Below are 17,115 nucleotides of genomic sequence, written 5' to 3' on the forward strand. Positions count from 1 at the left end.
TTCTTTTCAATTCGTCACAGCACTGAGATTCGATGCGCGTCTGGTCGAGACGCGCATCGCGCTTCAATCGTAGTGACGATGCTTGTGATGGCGCTTGCCCGACTGGTAGCCGCGCGAGTAGTCGTTCGAGTAGGAGTTCGAGCGCGAGATATTTCCGCCAAGCGCCGAACCGGCGCCACCGCCCAGGGCCGCGCCAATCAGGCCACCACCGCGGCCGCCCATTGCATTGCCCGCGGCGGTGCCCGCACCGCCGCCCAGCGCGCCGCCGACGATCGCGCCCGTGCGTTCGCGGCGATTCGACGTGACCGCGCCACCCGCGCCACCACCGACCGCACCACCGATAACCGCGCCGGTGCTGCCACCCACCGCGCCGCCGAGCGCCGCACCGGCCACACCACCCAGCGCGCCGCCGAGCATGTTGTTCATATCGCCTGCCATCGCCTGCAATGAAGCCGCGGCCAGTGCAGCCACGGCAACCATCCGAATGATCTTCTTCGACATAACGGCTCTTTGCTTTTATTGAGATGGCGCCGAGTATAGCGGGGCCTCGGAAAGGCATTTGTAACTATCGCGAACCACGGCCGTAAGACGTGTAACAAAATGAAGTCGTTGTCGCGGTGTAAACACGCCGCGTATAAAAAGGCGCGGGCCACTCGTGACGAGCGGCCCGCGCTTGCATGCAGGTCTTCTCCAGGCACCGCGCGTCTGCGCGTTTTACCCGCGCCGCTTCTTTTTCAATTCAATGGTTTCGAACAGTTCGTAATTAGGTGTGGGCGTCTGATCCGCGCCGGGCGCGTGGTAGTAACTCATCGTGATCGTCGTCTCACCGTTGTGCTGCCCCGGGTCGTAATCGAATACCGCGATGCCGTAGCCGGTGCCGGTGTCGCGTTGCGCGGACCAGATCGCATCTTCGACCGCATCGGCACTGGCGCGTACGAACGTCCCCGCCGTCGTCGATGGAACCGGACGGTTGGGCCGCGTGAAAATACGCGCTTGCGGCAAGCCGGTGCCCGTGTCGACGCCGTACACATCGAGCGGCGCGCTGGTGCCGCCGCCGCCGAGAATCAGGTGGATGGTGCCGTGGCTGGTATCGAACGTCGATGCACCGGACGACACCGCCGACAGGACCGGTTTCGGTTGCAACGTATCGACGGCGCGGCCCGTCGCGAGGTCGGTGCCGTGGTGGTGATTGCAACCGCGTACCGGGTAGCTGCGCTCATAGTCGTGATCGTGACCGCACAGCACGAGGTCCACGCCATAGCGATCGAACAGCGGCAGCCACGCCTCGCGAATGCCCTTATCCGAGCCATTGCCCGTCTTCGATGAGCTCAACGCGTCCTGATGCATCTGCACGACGATCCAGTCCACGTCGTCATCGCGCGACGCGTGCTGCAGAACGTTCTCCAGCCAGCGCGTCTGCTCGCCATTGCTATAGCCGCGCACATACAGCGACGTGCCGGGCGGAATCGGCGGATTGCCGGTGCTCGCCACTGGCGTCAATGGCGCGGGGCCGGCAACGAACGCGGCGCCATCCTGGTAGATGACGTCATCGGCATCGAGCGAAACGAACAGCACCGCGCCGACGCGGAAGCTGTACCAGCGGCCCTGGAAACGCGTGTGATTGTCCGGCAGCGTATAGCGCGACAGATACGATGCAAGACCCTGCTCGCCGTTGTTGAATTCGAGTTCGTGATTGCCGGGACATGGCATCCACGGCCGTTGCGAGGCGGACTTCTGCGCGTTGTTGCCGAAGTCGCGCCACACTTGCGGCTGCTGCATCGGATTCAGGTTCGCGTAGCAGAGGTCGCCGTTGAGCAGATGAAACAGCGGCTGGAAGCGTTCGACCGCCTGCACCGCGAAGCGGCTTTGCGGCGACGACAGCACCCAATTGGTATTCGGCGTGGCGAGATCGCCGTAGCTGGTCCAGCGAAATGGCGTGCGGCCGCGCGGTGCGGTGCGAAAACTCGCGGTGAGAGGCTGCGACGCGTTGCTGTCGTTGTCGGCCGTCACCTCGTACCGGTAGTTGGTATCAGGCTTCAGCTCGCGCAGCCGTGCGTGATAGTTGAACACGACTTCGCCGTTGATGCCGTCGGTATAAGTGCTTTGCACCGCATGCACCGTGTGCCTGTTCCGGTCGCCACCATCGAAGCCGCTCACCCGCACTTGCGGATTGACCGCGGCTGCGGGCGACGACCACGACACCGTGACTTCGCTCGCCGGGTCGTTGCCCCACGTCAGGTGAATCTGTTCCGGCGTGCCATCGGGTGCATCGCTATTCGCGCCGCGCGCAGTCGACGACAGTGCACCCGCCGCTGTTGCGAGACTCGATGCGCCGGCGAACTTCAGGAAACCTCGGCGCGAAACGATGGATGCGCCCTGCCCGTCGAGCGGCGCTGCATTGACGATTTTTCTGTTCGACATGTCCGTGTTGTGTTGAGGCGGAAGGATGCCAGCGCAAAACAACGCACCGCGTTGCGAGCGCGGACGGAAGTGACGGACGATCGTAGCTGGACGCCGATGACAGCCCGATGAAAACATCGGACGGGGATGAAGGGAAGTACTGGACACCGGAACGAACGAAGGCGCGTTTCGACGCAAATGAACCGATCATGAAAATATTGCAATAGCGAGGGCGTCGGTTGGAAACCGCCTGTGTTCAACACAAGTTGCCGGTGCGGTGCGCGGTTAGAACCCGCCCATGCCACCGGCAACTGTGCGCGCGTCGGTTCAGGTTTGCGCGCTCGCGTCGTCCGCGGCCTGAGCGTTGTCCGCGTCGTCCTGCTTGTCTTCGTCTTTCTTTTCGAGCATCGATTCCAGCTTGCCCGCGCCTTCAAAACCGGCGATAGCGGCGATGCCTTTCGTCAGAAGACCCGCTTGCGGATCGACTTTCTCCGCTGCTTCGACGGCGGCAACCGCGCCTGCAATCTTGCCCACTTCGTCCAGAAGTCCCATGTCGCGCTCCAACAAGAAATAAGTGAAAGGGGATCGTCTCACGAACTTCCTGTCGTGTCGTCGAATGTCAAACATTTTTACCATCTGCCTTACCGTCTGCCTCCTGGGCGCGATGAAACCGTAAAGCAGCTGAAAGCAGCTATCGCAAGGGGGGCTGGGGATTGGTCGCAGGATTGGTGTCGAAGCGCGAAACACGCAGGATTCCATGCGCGTCGCCGAGCTTCGACAAGCCGGCTTCCAACGCATGCGCGACATCTTCGCCATAAACCTCGGCACCATTCACATAGATCGTGAACGATTGCAGATACTTCGCTTTCTTCTCTCGGTTCTCGATGGTTTGCCGCGTCCATTCATAGAGCGGATAGTTCTGCACGCCCATTCGTTGCGCTTCGCTCACGTAGTCGGCGAATGCATCGAACTGACATTTCAACGTGGCGTGATGCACGCGCAGCAGTTCGCGTAGCGCGACATGCGACGCACAGGACGGGGCCGCGCGCAATGCATGCGCCAGTTCGCGCGACGCGGTGATCCTCACTTGAAATTGCAGCGGAGAAGACATGGTGGCCTCGCTAGCGGATTTCACGAGCCGGCGCGCTCGGCCTTGGCGGCAATGGACGTGTCGAACATCCCTTCGCTTTGCTCGATTTCATCGCTGCGCATCGGCTTGCCCAATAAATAGCCCTGCGCATGCGTGCAGCCGCACACACGCACGAAGTCGAGCTGCTCCTGGGTTTCGACGCCTTCAGCTGTGGTCGGCATGCCGATCTCACGCGCGAGCGCGACGATGCCGCGCACCACGGCCGCCGATTCGCGCCCGTGCACGGACTCCCTGACGAACGAGCTATCGATCTTCAACTCGTCAAACGAGAAGCGCACCAGCGTCGACATCGTCGAAAAGCCGGTGCCAAAGTCGTCGAGTACGAGCCCAATGCCCAACGCACGCAGCGTCGTGATATTGCGGCGAGTCACTTCGTCGTCGTTCAACAGCATCGTCTCGGTGACCTCGATATTCAGCCGCGCCGGCGACAGCCTGGTTTTCCGAAGTATCGCCGCGACTGTCGACGCAAACGATTCCTCGCGCAACTGCACCGGCGACACGTTGACCGCGACCACCACTTTGTCGCGCCACGTCGCCGCCTCCGCGCACGATCGCAGCAGTACCCATTCGCCCAATGCGAGGATTATCCCGGTGCGCTCGGCGATCGGAATAAAGGCGGACGGAGGCAACTCGCCGCGCGTCGGATGCGTCCAGCGAATCAACGCCTCGCGCCCGCACAACTTGCCGCTGCCGAGATCGATGATCGGCTGGTACTCCATGCGCAAGCCGTTGAACGACTTCAGCGCGCCTTCCAGATCGCTGCGCAGCAGGCTCAGGCTTTCGTCGGAAACGTGTTTGTCGCAATCGAAGATCGCGAACGCGCTTTTGCCGCTACGCTTGACCGCATACAACGCGCGGTCGGCGCAGATCAGCAACTGCGGGCCCGTTTTCGCATGGTCCGGGTAGATCGAAATGCCGACGCTCGCGCCGATGTGGACGAGCGCGTTGCTCAGCACGAATGGCCGCGCCAGCGTTCTGACGATGCGCTCGGCCAGCACGTGCACGTCGCGGCTTTGCGCGGCGCCGTCCAGGATCGCGACGAATTCGTCGCCCGCGAGCCGGCCGACCTGGTCGCCGGCCGGCAGCAGATCGCGCAAACGGGTCGCCGTTTCCTGCAGAATCTGGTCGCCCGCGGCATGACCCAGGCTGTCGTTGATCGGCTTGAAGCCATCCAGATCGATCAGCAAAACGGCAAACGGCTGGCCCTGACCGGAGGAACCGTTGCTGGTGCGATCGACCAGCAATTCGCTGATACGCGCGCGATTCGGCAACCCGGTCAAGCTGTCGTGACGCGCCAGCCGATGGCTGTTTTCACGCGCGAGCAGCAACGCGACGGTATCGCGATTGCTGCGCAACGCGACCGTGAAAAAGCCGGCCGCGCAGAACGGCGCCTGCACCAGCAGCACCAGCTTGCCGTCGCTCGGCGACAACGCGGCGCCGACACACAGGAAGCCGAGAATAAAAACGATCTGCAACAACGCGAGTCTTGGCGTACTCGCATTGCGTCCGGCCAGTCCACCGATTACCCCCACCGCGCAAACGTTGCCCAGCAGCAAAAGCGTCGGACTTCCGCTGATATTGCACAGCAACGTGCCAATGCCGAACAGCGCGCTCCACAGCAGGCTCGCGAACAGAAACGCGGAAGTCGGCGTGGGCCGGCCTTGCGCGCTGCGCGTGCGGCACAGCCCAATCAGCACGAGCCGCGCGATCAGCAACGCGACAACGGCAATGCCCCACGCGGCGTAAAGCGGAATTGGATAAAGGTAGTATGCGGTGACGCAAACGGCGATTTCGCAAATCGACGCGAAGATGATCGAAGCGGTTCGCGTGAACAGATTGGCAAGCAGGATTTGCCGGTTGTCTGGGCTCAGGTTCTGAGCGGAAGACACGACCCACTTGAAAAATGGAGACCTTGGTTCGGTAAAAGCCATGACCTGCGCATTTGACGGTTAGGGGGTCCGCTTCGGCTGCGAAAGGGATATGCGCTACAAGATTTCAGAAATGTAAAATATCGGACCGATTAGCGCAATGGCCGGCGATGATTAACGCGTGCGCAGGAGTGAAGTGCCGCACCCTGCGCACGCCGGCGCGCTGGGCGGATTCATGTGGGTGGGATCTGGAAAGTGGCAGGGGCTAGCGGCAAATAAAAGAGGAAGAGCGCTGCTCCTCCTCGTTCACGGCTCCTTGACGGCACTTTTTTTAGTTGTACAGCACCGCTGCGATCTTCGGATCGTTCATATTGGTCTTGTCGTACCAGTAAAAGCCCGTGTCGACTTTCTTCGGCAACTTTTCACCGTGCAGCGCCTTCACCGCCGAATCGACCACGCATTTGCCGATACCGACCGGGTTTTGCGTAATCGCGCCGGCCATCAGGCCCGACATGATGTCGTCCTTCTGCTCCTTGCCGGAGTCGAAACCGATCAGCACGAGTTTCTTGCCCGACTCTCTTACGCCGATCGCGGCTCCCTCCGCCGAGCCTTCATTCGCACCGAAGATGCCCTTCAGGTTCGGATTCGCCTGAATCATCGCCTTGGCGATTTCCGCCGATTTCAGGTGGTCGCCAGCGCCGTATTGCACCGAGACGATCTTGACGTTCGGATGCTTCGACTTGATCTGATTCACGAAGCCGTCGCGCCGATCGACGCCGGTGCGGCTCGTCTGATCGTGCACGATCACGCCGACTTCGCCCGAGTTGCCGATCAGCTCGGCCATCTTGTCCGCGGCGAGCGCGGCGGCCGCGACGTTGTCGGTCGCGCAGGTGGTGAGCGGAATGTCGCTATCGACGCCCGAGTCGAATGCGATAACCGGAATCTTGTCGTTCTGCGCGCGTTTGAGTAGCGGGATCGCCGCCTTGCTGTCGAGCGCCGCGATACCGAGTGCCTGAGGCTTCTTTGCGAGCGCGGCCGACAGCATATCGATCTGCTTGTCGACCATTGCCTCCGTTTCCGGTCCCTCGAACGTGATCCTGACGTTGTTGGCTTTCGCGGACTGCTCCGCGCCGGATTTGACGGCTTGCCAGAACTGATGCTGAAAGCCCTTCGAAATAAGCGGAATATACGGCTCGTCCGCATACGCGAGACAGCTTCCGCCGACGAGCGCGCCGACACCGACCACGACACCGATTAGTTTTCTCTTCAACATGGGGCCTCCTCCTAAGGATGGTCTATCAAGCCATTGAGGGAGCTTGCAAGTGCTCCCGTTTCTTGCTCCTGAGCGTCCCGCGTCAGCTTCTTCGGCTGCGCCGCAGGATGTCCGCATAAACCGCCAGAATGATGATGAGGCCCGTAACCACGATCTGCCATTCCTGCGCGACCGACATGATGCGCAGTCCGTTGGTCAGCACGCTCATGATGAAAGCGCCGATGATGGTGCCGAGAATCGTGCCCGAGCCGCCGCTCAGCGACGTACCGCCGATCACGACCGCGGCGATCGCATCCAGCTCGTAACCTTGGCCGAGCGCCGGTTGCGCCGAATTCAGCCGCGACGCGATCAGCAATCCCGCGATCCCGCAAATCGCGCCACCGACGCCATAAATCGCAATCTTCCAGCGATCGACGTTGACGCCCGAAAGCCGCACCGCTTCTTCATTGCTGCCGAGTGCGAACGTATAGCGGCCGAGTGCCGTTCGATTGAGCGTGATCGAACTCACGATTGCGAGAAAGAACAGGATCAGCACCGCATTCGGAATTGGCACGCCCGGCAGCAGATAGCCAATCAGCGAATCTTGCGAAATCCGGTAGAAGTTCTCGGTATCGGTGAAATAGATCGGCTTATCCGACGAGACAACCAGCGAAAGCCCTTTCAGCAGCATCATCATCCCAAGCGTCGCGATGAAAGGCGGAATCTTCATCTTGGCGACGAGCGTTCCCGACACTGTTCCGCAGACCGCGCCCGTTGCAAGCGCGGCAAGCACGCCCGCCCACATCGGCAAATGCCAGAAGGTCAGAAACACGCCGCAAATAACGGCCGTGAACGTCATCAACGTGCCGACCGACAGGTCGATGCCGCCAGTGATGATCACGAACGTACTGGCAATCGCGAGTACTCCGTTCACCGCGGTCGCTTGCAGAATGCCGAGCATGTTGTCCATCTGCATGAAAGCCGGCGACGCGAAACTGAAAAAGATCAGCAGCAGAATCAGACTCGCGAACGCGAGCATTTTTTGCAGCGCGGTCGGCGCGAAGATCCGGGCCCTCAGGCTGGAGCGCCGCGTTTCGTTGTCCAGCGCCGCCGTATCCGTTTGCAATGTCATGTCAGGACCTCTTCAGGCTTGCGCCAGTTGCTGGGTTTCGCGCTGCGTCGCGAGATGCATGATGCGCTCCTGCGTCGCTTCACTGGCGGAGAGCTCGCCGGTGATGCGGCCCTCGCACATCACGACGATGCGATCGCTCATGCGCAGGATTTCAGGCAGCTCCGATGAAATCATCACAATCGCCTTACCCTGCGCCGCCAGCGAGCGCAGCAGCTTGTAGATTTCGCTTTTCGCGCCGACGTCGATGCCGCGCGTCGGTTCGTCGAAGAACAGCACGTCGCAGTCGCGTTCGAGCCATTTCGCAATCACGATCTTCTGCTGATTGCCGCCTGACAGAAGCCGCACCGGCTGGGTCGCGGACGGCGTGCGAATCGCGAGCAGATCGATAAAGTGCTGGGCGCGTTTGCGGATTCGCGCGCGGCGCAGAAACATATTGAACGACAGGAATTTGCCAAGATCGGACATCACGATGTTCGATTCGACATCCATGCCGGTCGCGAGGCCGAAACGCTTGCGATCTTCCGACAGATATCCGATTCCGCGTTTCACCGCATCGCTCGGCTTCGTGATCGACGCTTTCACGCCTTTCACGAGAATTTCGCCCGATTCCACCGGATCGGCACCGAACACCGCCCGCGCAACCTCGGTGCGGCCCGCGCCCATCAAGCCGGCAAATCCGAGTATTTCACCCTGGCGCAACTCGAAGCTGACGTCGCGCACGAGCGGGCCCGCGACGAGGTTCTTCACCTGGAGTGCGATGTCGCCTGCCGCCGGCGCGCGCTGCGCAGGGGTCGCGTCCGTCAGCGTGCGTCCGACCATCATGCCGATGATCGTTTCCACGCTCGTGCCTTCGGTCGACACGGTCGCCACGTATTCGCCATCGCGCATCACGGTGACGCGATCGGTAATCTGCTTGAGTTCGTCCATCTTGTGCGAGATATAGACGACGCCGACGCCACGCTGTTTCAATTGACGAATGATCCGAAACAGCTCGGCGATCTCCGCATCGTTGAGCGCGGACGTCGGCTCGTCCATGATCAGCACGCGCGAATCGAAAGACAGTGCCTTCGCGATTTCGACCATCTGCTGGCTGGCCACCGTCAGCGAGCCGACTATCGTGCGCGGATCGAGCTTCACATGCATGCGCGCGAGGATCTCGCGTGCCTGCGCATTCAGTTTGTCTTCGTCGAGAAAGAGCCCAAAACCCTTGCGCGGTTCGCGACCGATAAAAATGTTCTGCGCGACGCTCAGATGGTTCATCAGTTGGAGTTCCTGATGAATGATGCCGATGCCGACCGCTTGCGCGTCGCCCGGGCTTTGAAAATCGACCGGCTTGCCGTCGTAGAGAATCTCGCCCGAATCGCGCGTATAGACGCCAGCGAGAATTTTCATCAAGGTCGACTTGCCCGCGCCGTTCTCGCCCATCAGCGCATGGACCTCGCCGGCCATGAGTTCGAAGCGGACGTCATGAAGCGCCCTGACGCCGGGAAAGCTTTTGCAGAGCTTGTTGACGGAAATGAGTGGGTTCATGTGCGGTTCTGCCGACGGCTGCCTGGGTCACCAGCGTTTGTTGAGGCTGTGGTTACGGCTATCACAGGGACCTGCGCTGCGCCCTTCGCTGCGGTTTTCGAGGTGGTTTTCGCGGTGGCCTTCATTTACGGCTCGAAAAGATCCGGCCGTGCTTTCGCGGAGCGGTGCAACTCGGCAACGACCTGCTCGAGATGTTCGTGCATCGCTTTCGCGGCCACGTCGCCGTTGCCGGCGCTAATCGCGTTGAAAATGCGCTCGTGTTCTTCCAGCGTGTGCATCAGCCGTTCGGGACTCGCCAGCAACTGCCTTGCGCGATCCAGCGCATTGCGCGAGACCGCGACGATTTCCTTCACGCGCGGCAATTTCACCGCGTCGAGCAGCATTTCATGGAAAGCCAGATCGAGTTCATGAAAGGCAAGACGGTCGCCGCTTTCGGCCAGACTGCGCTGTTGCTCGAGGTTGGTCGCCAATGCAGCCAGCATCGCCCGCTCGCGCATCAGCGCAACGACGCGCACGGTCTCGACTTCCAGCGCGCTGCGGATAAACAGATGCTGGCGGATGTCGTCGAGCGCGATCGGCTTGACGCGCGTGCCGCGCTGCGGCAACACCTCGACGAGGCCCGCATGCGCCAGCCTCGCCAACGCTGACGAAACGGGAAAGCGTGACACTCCCATCCGTTCGCACACCGCGATCTTGTCGATCATCAAGCCCGGCTCCAAAGCCAGCGTCAGAATCGCTTCTCTCAGTGCCGCCTCAACCACGTCCGTCAAGCTGCCGCGCTCGCCGCTGCTGACTTTTTGCAGTGCGGCATACGGAGTAGTCGCGACATTCTGCGGATCGACCGACGCATTCACGGTGTGCTTGATTTTGAGACGAGATGCTAGCATGCTAGGAAGCGGATTCCGCGTTGTCAACGCGTACAAATGCCTGGGATGGCCTGGTAATGTCCCGCCCATTTGCCAGCGATTGCATCAGCGACGAAAAATGCGCACGCTCGACGCGCACGCGAAAACCGATCCGTCTGCGTTTGCAGGCGAAAAGCCGATAGCCATAGCCCCGGAGGGTGCGCAGATGACTACGATCACCAGGCTGTCCGTTCGGGACATCCGGTTTCCCACTTCGCGTTCACTGGATGGCTCCGACGCGATGAATGCGGCGCCGGACTACTCCGCCACTTATGTCACGCTCGAAACCGATGCGCCGAACCTGACGGGCCACGGCCTCACGTTTACGATCGGGCGCGGCAACGAGATCTGCGTGACGGCGGTCAACGCGTTGACACCGCTCATCGTCGGCCGGAAGCTCGAAGATATCGCCGCGAACATGGGCGCCTTCTGGCGCACGTTCACATCGGATAGCCAATTGCGCTGGATCGGCCCCGACAAAGGCGCGATACATCTGGCCACGGCGGCGGTCGTGAATGCCGTATGGGACCTATGGGCGAAAGCTGTTGGTAAGCCAGTGTGGAAGTTGCTCGTCGACATGAGTCCCGAAGAACTGGTGCGCTGCCTGGACTTTCGCTACGTAACCGATGCGCTCACACCTCACGAAGCGCTCGCGATACTGCACCGCCACGCGAGCACTAAAGGCGAGCGCGAACAGGAAATGACCGCGCTCGGCTACCCGGCGTATACGACTTCGGCCGGCTGGCTCGGTTACGACGACGACAAAATTCGCCGTCTCGCGCGCGAAGGCGTCGCCCAAGGGTGGACGCATTTCAAGCAGAAGGTCGGCGGCAATCTCGACGAAGACGTACGGCGCGCACGCATTCTGCGCGAGGAGATCGGCGAAAACCGGAAACTGATGATGGACGCGAATCAGGTTTGGGACGTCGATGAAGCGATCGCCAACATGCGCCGTCTCGCGGAATTCGACCCGTGGTGGATCGAGGAGCCGACCAGTCCGGACGACATCCTCGGTCACGCGGCCATTCGTCAGCGGCTCGGCTCGATCGGCGTCGCAACCGGCGAGCATTGTCACAATCGCGTGATGTTCAAGCAGTTGTTGCAGGCAAAGGCCATCGACTTTTGCCAGGTCGATAGTTGCCGGCTCGGCGGACTCAATGAAGTGCTGATCGTGCTGCTGATGGCGGCGAAGTTTGGCGTGCCGGTGTGCCCGCATGCGGGCGGCGTCGGTTTGTGCGAATACGTACAGCATATTTCGCTGTTCGACTATATCTGCGTATCGGAGTCGCTCGAGAACCGCGTGCTCGAATACGTCGACCATTTGCACGAACATTTCGTCGATCCGGTCGTCATCCGCAACGGCCGTTATATGCCGCCGCAGCGGCCGGGATATAGCATCGAGATTTTTGCGGAATCGCTGGACAAGTATTCGTTTCCGCAAGGAGAAGCCTGGAAGACCTAGCATCGATCGGGAGCAGGCGAAGAACCCGCGCATCGACAACGGGAAATCGGATGTCGCGTTGCGGCGCCACGGGCTTTGAAAACCAGTATCGGCGTCGGTACTGAATTTCGCGCTATCTTCCGCGCGTTCTCCGGTGGCATGATAGTGGCTCGCCTCATTCGCGCCCATTCCCAACATGTCCAATCTGATCGTACATGGCGGTCTCCCGCTTCGCGGCGAGATCGTGCCATCTGCCAACAAGAACGCCGTTCTACCCATCCTTTGCGCCACGCTGCTCACCGATCAGCCGCTCCGGCTGATCGGCGTGCCTGAGATTACCGACGTCAAAAAGATTCTCGATATCTTCCGCACGCTCGGCAGCGACGTGTCGATGGATTTCGGCACTGGCATCCTCCATCTGCATCATCACGCAACCCGCTTCGACCCTGCCGTGCATCGGCTGCCCGAGGAGATGCGCTCGTCTATCATGCTCGTGCCGCCGTTGCTCGCGCGTTTTGGCGTCGCACGCCTCGAGAACGATGTGAAGGGCTGCACGCTCGGCGTGCGCGAAATCGACCCGCACGTCGAAGTGTTCGAACGTTTCGGCGCGCGCGTCGAACGAACGGCCGATTCGCTGATCGTGCGCGCGTCCGGGCGGATGACGGCCAATCATCATTGGCTGGATTACGCGTCGGTTACGACCACCGAGAACTTCGTGCTATGCGCGGTCGCGGCCAACGGCACGTCGACGTTGGTCAATGCGGCGTCGGAGCCGCATGTGCAGGAGTTTTGCCGTTTTCTCAGCATGCTCGGCGTGTCGATCGACGGCATTGGCACATCGCGCCTGAGCGTCGAAGGCGGCCAGAACCTCGGCGGCGGAGAATTCCGTTTTAGCGAGGATTTCCACGAAATCACCACGTTCCTCGCGCTCGGTGCGATCACCGGCGGCGACATCGCGGTCAGGAACAGCGCGCCCGAGCAGTTTCCGCTGATCGATCGGACCTTTGCCAAATTTGGCGTGCAGGTCGAGCATCGCGATGGCTGGTCGCGTGCGATCCGGGACGGCGTACTGCGCGTGCGCCGCCCATTCACGCAAAACATTCTGACCAAGGTCGAAGCGGCGCCGTGGCCGTACCTGCCCGTCGATCTTCTGCCGATCTTCATCGCGCTCGGCGTGAAAGCCGAAGGCAGTGCGATGTTCTGGAACAAGGTGTATGACGGCGCGATGGGCTGGTCCGTCGAGCTTTCGAAGTTCGGCGCGCATGTATTTCTGTCGGACCCGCATCGACTGATCACGTTCGGCGGACTTGCGTTGAGCCCCGCGAAAGTCGAAAGCCCTTACATCATTCGCGTGGCAATTGCGCTGCTAATGGTGGCGGCCAGTATCGACGGACGTTCGGAAATCACCAACGCGTTGCCGATCCGGCGCGCGCATCCGAATTTCGTGGAGAACTTGCGTTCGGTGGGCGCGAATGTCGAATGGACGAGCAGCGAGATTTAGAGGTGACGAAGCGCAGCGGTAAGTCGCGTGCTTTTCGATAACATTGCTCGTCGCGCTTCAGCAATTCAACGACTTCGTAAGACCATGAACTCAGCCTCACTACCTACCCTCGATCTTTCGGCCTTCCCGCGCAGCGTGCTGCTCGAAGGCCCGACGCCGATCCAGCATCTGCCACGGCTGAGCGCGCATCTCGGCGGCGCGGACATTTACGTCAAAAGAGACGACCTGACCGGACTCGGTGGCGGCGGCAACAAGTTGAGAAAGCTCGAGTTCCTGATTGGAGAAGCATTGGCCGGCGGCGCCGACACCATCATCACCGTCGGCGCACGGCAATCGAATCACGCACGGCTCACCGCGGCTGCGGCCGCGCGCGTGGGGCTCGCGTGCGAGCTGGTGTTGACGAGAACCGTGCCCCGCTTCGATCACGACTATATAGAGAACGGCAATGTCGTTCTCGATGCGCTGTTCGGCGCGCATGTGCACGATCTGCCCGGCTCCGCGAATGCGCTGCAATTCGCCGAAGACCGCGCGAACGAACTACGCGCGCAGGGCCGCAACGTCTATGTGTGCCCGCTCGGCGGTTCGAGCCCCGCGGGTTGCCTCGGCTATGCGGACTGTGCGGCCGAACTGGTCGCTCAGTCGCATGCGCAAGGTTTGTCGTTCGATCGAATCGTGGTGCCCAACGGCAGCGGCGGCATGCACGCGGGGCTGGTCGCGGGCTTCATCGCAATGGGTTTGGACCCATTGCGTATCGCCGCATTCACCGTACTCGCCAATGCCAGTCATGCACATGCGGTCACGCTCGATAAAGCGAACCAAACGGTCCGGCTGATCGACCCTGATCTGCGCGTGGACCGCGATGCGATTTCGATCGATGATGCGCAACTCGGGCCGGGATATGGCATCCCGACCGACGGCATGCGTGCCGCCGTTCGCCTGATGGCATCGAAGGAAGGTCTTCTGCTCGACCCGGTGTATACGGGCAAGGCATTCGCGGGAGTCGTGGACAACGTGAGCGCCGGGAAGTACCCGGCGGAACAGAAGATCCTGTTTCTTATGAGCGGCGGAATGCCTGGACTGTTTGCCTATCGGAACGAGTTCTGATGGATTGCTCCCGCAAACGCGGACGCATATGAACTGCTGAGAGTCAGGAACCGGAGACGACTTTGCAATCACACCACCTACATCTCTACACAGACGCTCAATTCGCGAGTCCCTATGCAATGTCTGTTTTCGTGACGCTGCGCGAAAAGCAATTGCCATTCGACTTTTCCACTGTCGATCTCGCGCGCGGAGAAAACCAGCAAGCCGACTACGCAACCCGATCACTGACTCAACGCGTTCCAACGCTGACACACGGAGACTTTGCCTTGTCCGAATCGTCGGCGATTACCGAATACCTCGAAGAGACTTTTCCGCAAATATCGGTCTATCCACAAGATCGACATCTTCGGGCGCGGGCGCGTCAGGTGCAGGCGTGGCTTCGTAGCGATCTGATGCCGATTCGCGACGAGCGTTCTACTGAGGTCATCTTCTATGGATCACGCCCCGCGCCGCTTTCAGCCGCTGCCGAAAAAGCCGCGCAAAAACTGTTTGCCGGGGCCGATGCATTACTACCCGTCGATTCGCCGAATCTTTTCGGCGCCTGGTGCATTGCCGACATGGAACTCACGTTGATGCTGAATCGCCTCGTACTCAATGGCGATCCTGTGCCGCAAAGACTGAGGAACTATGCGACGCACCAGTGGGAAAGACCCAGTGTTATCCAGTGGATCGAACTGGATCGGCCGCCGCTGTAAACGGCGCCATAACCAGGAAACAATTGCGACAACACAAACCGCGGCGTGCTGTGCCAGCGTGTGGATCCGCGCACAGCATCCGCGCTATCCGCGCCCTGAATTCGCCGCATTCGCGCGATTACGCGCCCGCTCCCTTTGCTGTCGCGCGCGGACAATGCTGACCACAATCAGCACGATAGCCAACAGTGTCAGTTCGATCATCGCCGGAATGCGAATAGGATCATGGAACATGATGGACCTCCGCCACAGGGTCTCGTCATATTACGCCCTCCGTAAAAAATCCCCAGCTATTGCGGCGCACCATCGCGCCTCCATAAATGACATCACGTCAACGCCGTTCACAATTGACATGGAGTCGTAATCAACCGGTTGATTTTTTTTCGAATCAAAAGGCTGCTCCGCTTAGATAGCCGTCCCTAAACAAAATATTTGAGCTACAGTACGTGGGCGATCGAATAGATCATGTCTATCCCGACCATTTTCCGGTGGCTTCTTCCCGCATGCAGGACGTGCGTACTGAAGAGCCGGATGCGTTGAAGATATTGCGCCATGCCATATTTTCCTGTCGCTTATTGTGGTCCCGCCGCGATTCCAGAGAACCTCTGGTTGCGCTGGAATACCGACCCGCTGTTGCTTGCGGCGCTCGCGCTTCTCGCGTTCGTCATAGCGCGCGGCCGCTCGGCTAATGCGCGAGCGGGCTGGGCAGCTGTCGCGCTGATGGCCGTCGTGTTCGTGTCGCCTTTATGCGCGTTGTCCTCAGCATTGTTCTCGGCGCGAGTCGCCCACCACATCATTCTGATCGCCGCCATCGCGCCGCTGCTCGCACTCGCGTTTCCGCTGCCGCGCGTCAAGCATCCGCCGCTCGTGCCGATCGTTACCCTGCATGCGGTCTTCATCTGGCTCTGGCATGCACCGGGACCCTATACATGGGGACTTTCCACCGTCGCCGGCTACTGGTCGATGCAACTGACATTGCTCGGCAGCGGCTGGCTCATGTGGCGCAGCATCTTCTCGCCATCGCTGCCCACCGGCGCCGCGCTGATCGCACTCGTCGCGACGATCGGGCACATGGGTCTGCTCGGTGCGTTGATCGTGTTCGCACCGGTGCCGCTCTATGCGGTGCACTTCACGACCACCGCCGCGTGGGGGCTCACGCCGCTCGCCGATCAGCAACTCGCCGGCCTGCTGATGTGGGTGCTGGCGATGATCCCTTATCTCGTGGCAGGACTCCGGATCGCGTGGTCCAGCCTGCATGTCAGCGAGCCTGCCCTGTGACGATCCTCCTGAAATTCATTCATCTGGCGGCGATTGCGCTGTGGTCGAGCGGCCTGATCGTTTTGCCGTTTCTGTTCTGGCAGCGTCGCGGGCTCACGTCCGGCACTGACGTCGACCGCCTGCACCGGATCACGCGGCTCGTTTATGTGGAGCTGACTTCGCCGGCGGCTTTCGTCGCGATTGCAAGCGGCACCGCGTTGATCTTTCTACAAGCCACGTTCGTCGAATGGTTCACCGCGAAGATGGTGCTGGTCGGCATCATGGCGATGCTGCACGTGCTGGCCGGTCTTGTGCTGCACGATCTGTATCTGCCGAACGGCCGCTTCGGCCGTGGCGCGGCAATCGTGCTGACGATCGCGTACATCGTCGTGATCGTCGGGATTATCTGGGTCGTGCTGGCCAAGCCGAACATCGACTCGAACATGTTCGCCCCGCATCTGTTCGAGCCAGGCGGACTTGGCCGATGGCTACATCATTCCTTCGGCGAAACGAGAATGCCCACGCCATGATCGAACACGAGCTTGCCCCCATGCCAACCGGCGAAGCCCGTCATGACCGAGGCCAGCACCGACAATGCGAGCCCATGCGGCAGGATCTGGTCGGGGTAGAGAAGCCGTACACCCCAATTCGCGCCGGCGATCGCGACCAGCGTCATCGCAGCCACGGCATGCGACCAGCTTGCTTCCTTCAGGCGAATGCCGCGCACGAGCAGCAACTCGGCGGTGCCGACCACGCTCGCCGCCACGCCGCTCCAGAATGCGAAGCCGGCGGCCCACAGGCCGGCGCGCACCCAGAACGGATCGCCCGTCCACCAGTAGAGCACGTCGACGCCCAACGTGGCGACGACGAACGCGATCGGGAA

General features: G+C 61.0%; 16 protein-coding genes. 6 read left to right on the forward strand and 10 right to left on the reverse strand.

What is annotated here, in order from left to right; translation table 11 throughout:
• Nucleotides 1–63: 63 nt before the first annotated feature.
• The 9 genes from VGH68_RS06365 to VGH68_RS06405 form a co-directional block, all read right to left on the reverse strand.
• A complete protein-coding gene (locus VGH68_RS06365; protein WP_331602692.1) occupies nt 64–501 on the reverse strand; it encodes a hypothetical protein in 438 nt (145 codons plus the stop codon).
• A 213-nt stretch (nt 502–714) separates the two neighbouring features.
• On the reverse strand, nt 715–2,421 hold the full coding sequence (locus VGH68_RS06370) for a fibronectin type III domain-containing protein (RefSeq protein ID WP_331602693.1): 1,707 nt from the start codon (nt 2,419–2,421) through the stop codon (nt 715–717).
• A 306-nt stretch (nt 2,422–2,727) separates the two neighbouring features.
• Nucleotides 2,728–2,952 (reverse strand): hypothetical protein, encoded by a 225-nt coding sequence (locus VGH68_RS06375; RefSeq protein ID WP_331602694.1) that lies wholly within the window; start codon nt 2,950–2,952, stop codon nt 2,728–2,730.
• A 139-nt stretch (nt 2,953–3,091) separates the two neighbouring features.
• Entirely contained in the window at nt 3,092–3,511 is a 420-nt protein-coding gene (locus VGH68_RS06380; RefSeq protein WP_331602695.1) for a hypothetical protein, read from the reverse strand.
• A gap of 20 nt (nt 3,512–3,531) precedes the next feature.
• Complete coding sequence (locus VGH68_RS06385; protein ID WP_331602696.1) at nt 3,532–5,481, reverse strand: putative bifunctional diguanylate cyclase/phosphodiesterase; 1,950 nt, start codon at nt 5,479–5,481, stop codon at nt 3,532–3,534.
• A 268-nt stretch (nt 5,482–5,749) separates the two neighbouring features.
• A complete protein-coding gene (locus VGH68_RS06390) occupies nt 5,750–6,691 on the reverse strand; it encodes an ABC transporter substrate-binding protein (protein ID WP_331602697.1) in 942 nt (313 codons plus the stop codon).
• 82 nt (nt 6,692–6,773) lie between these two features.
• Nucleotides 6,774–7,802 carry an ABC transporter permease gene (locus tag VGH68_RS06395; protein WP_331602698.1) on the reverse strand — a complete coding sequence of 343 codons (1,029 nt, stop codon included), beginning with the start codon at nt 7,800–7,802 and terminating at the stop codon, nt 6,774–6,776.
• 12 nt (nt 7,803–7,814) lie between these two features.
• Nucleotides 7,815–9,332, reverse strand: coding sequence for a sugar ABC transporter ATP-binding protein (locus VGH68_RS06400; RefSeq protein ID WP_331602699.1), 1,518 nt, complete (start codon nt 9,330–9,332; stop codon nt 7,815–7,817).
• 125 nt (nt 9,333–9,457) lie between these two features.
• Nucleotides 9,458–10,219: a GntR family transcriptional regulator gene (locus VGH68_RS06405; RefSeq protein ID WP_331602700.1), complete on the reverse strand. Its 762-nt coding sequence runs from the start codon at nt 10,217–10,219 to the stop codon at nt 9,458–9,460.
• 184 nt (nt 10,220–10,403) lie between these two features.
• Here VGH68_RS06405 and VGH68_RS06410 point away from each other — a divergent pair, with 184 nt between their 5' ends.
• The 6 genes from VGH68_RS06410 to VGH68_RS06435 all read left to right on the forward strand — a co-directional run bounded on the left by VGH68_RS06410 (nt 10,404) and on the right by VGH68_RS06435 (nt 16,762).
• A complete protein-coding gene (locus VGH68_RS06410) occupies nt 10,404–11,699 on the forward strand; it encodes an L-fuconate dehydratase (RefSeq protein ID WP_331602701.1) in 1,296 nt (431 codons plus the stop codon).
• Nucleotides 11,700–11,874: 175 nt separating this feature from the next.
• Entirely contained in the window at nt 11,875–13,179 is a 1,305-nt protein-coding gene (locus VGH68_RS06415; protein ID WP_331602702.1) for a UDP-N-acetylglucosamine 1-carboxyvinyltransferase, read from the forward strand.
• Between the two features lie 84 nt (nt 13,180–13,263).
• On the forward strand, nt 13,264–14,283 hold the full coding sequence (locus VGH68_RS06420; protein WP_331602703.1) for a D-cysteine desulfhydrase family protein: 1,020 nt from the start codon (nt 13,264–13,266) through the stop codon (nt 14,281–14,283).
• 62 nt (nt 14,284–14,345) lie between these two features.
• A complete protein-coding gene (gene yfcF, locus VGH68_RS06425) occupies nt 14,346–14,978 on the forward strand; it encodes a glutathione transferase (RefSeq protein WP_331602704.1) in 633 nt (210 codons plus the stop codon).
• Between the two features lie 549 nt (nt 14,979–15,527).
• A complete protein-coding gene (locus VGH68_RS06430; protein WP_331602705.1) occupies nt 15,528–16,253 on the forward strand; it encodes a cytochrome c oxidase assembly protein in 726 nt (241 codons plus the stop codon).
• Nucleotides 16,250–16,762: a CopD family protein gene (locus VGH68_RS06435; RefSeq protein WP_331602706.1), complete on the forward strand. Its 513-nt coding sequence runs from the start codon at nt 16,250–16,252 to the stop codon at nt 16,760–16,762. The genes VGH68_RS06430 and VGH68_RS06435 overlap by 4 nt, the downstream gene beginning before the upstream one ends.
• Here VGH68_RS06435 and VGH68_RS06440 read toward each other — a convergent pair.
• On the reverse strand, nt 16,726–17,115 hold a 390-nt coding region (locus VGH68_RS06440), incomplete at its 5' end, for a DUF2231 domain-containing protein (protein WP_331602707.1). The two genes, VGH68_RS06435 and VGH68_RS06440, sit on opposite strands and share 37 nt — an antisense overlap.

Source organism: Paraburkholderia sp. (genome assembly GCF_036488505.1).
Classification (GTDB): Bacteria; Pseudomonadota; Gammaproteobacteria; order Burkholderiales; family Burkholderiaceae; genus Paraburkholderia.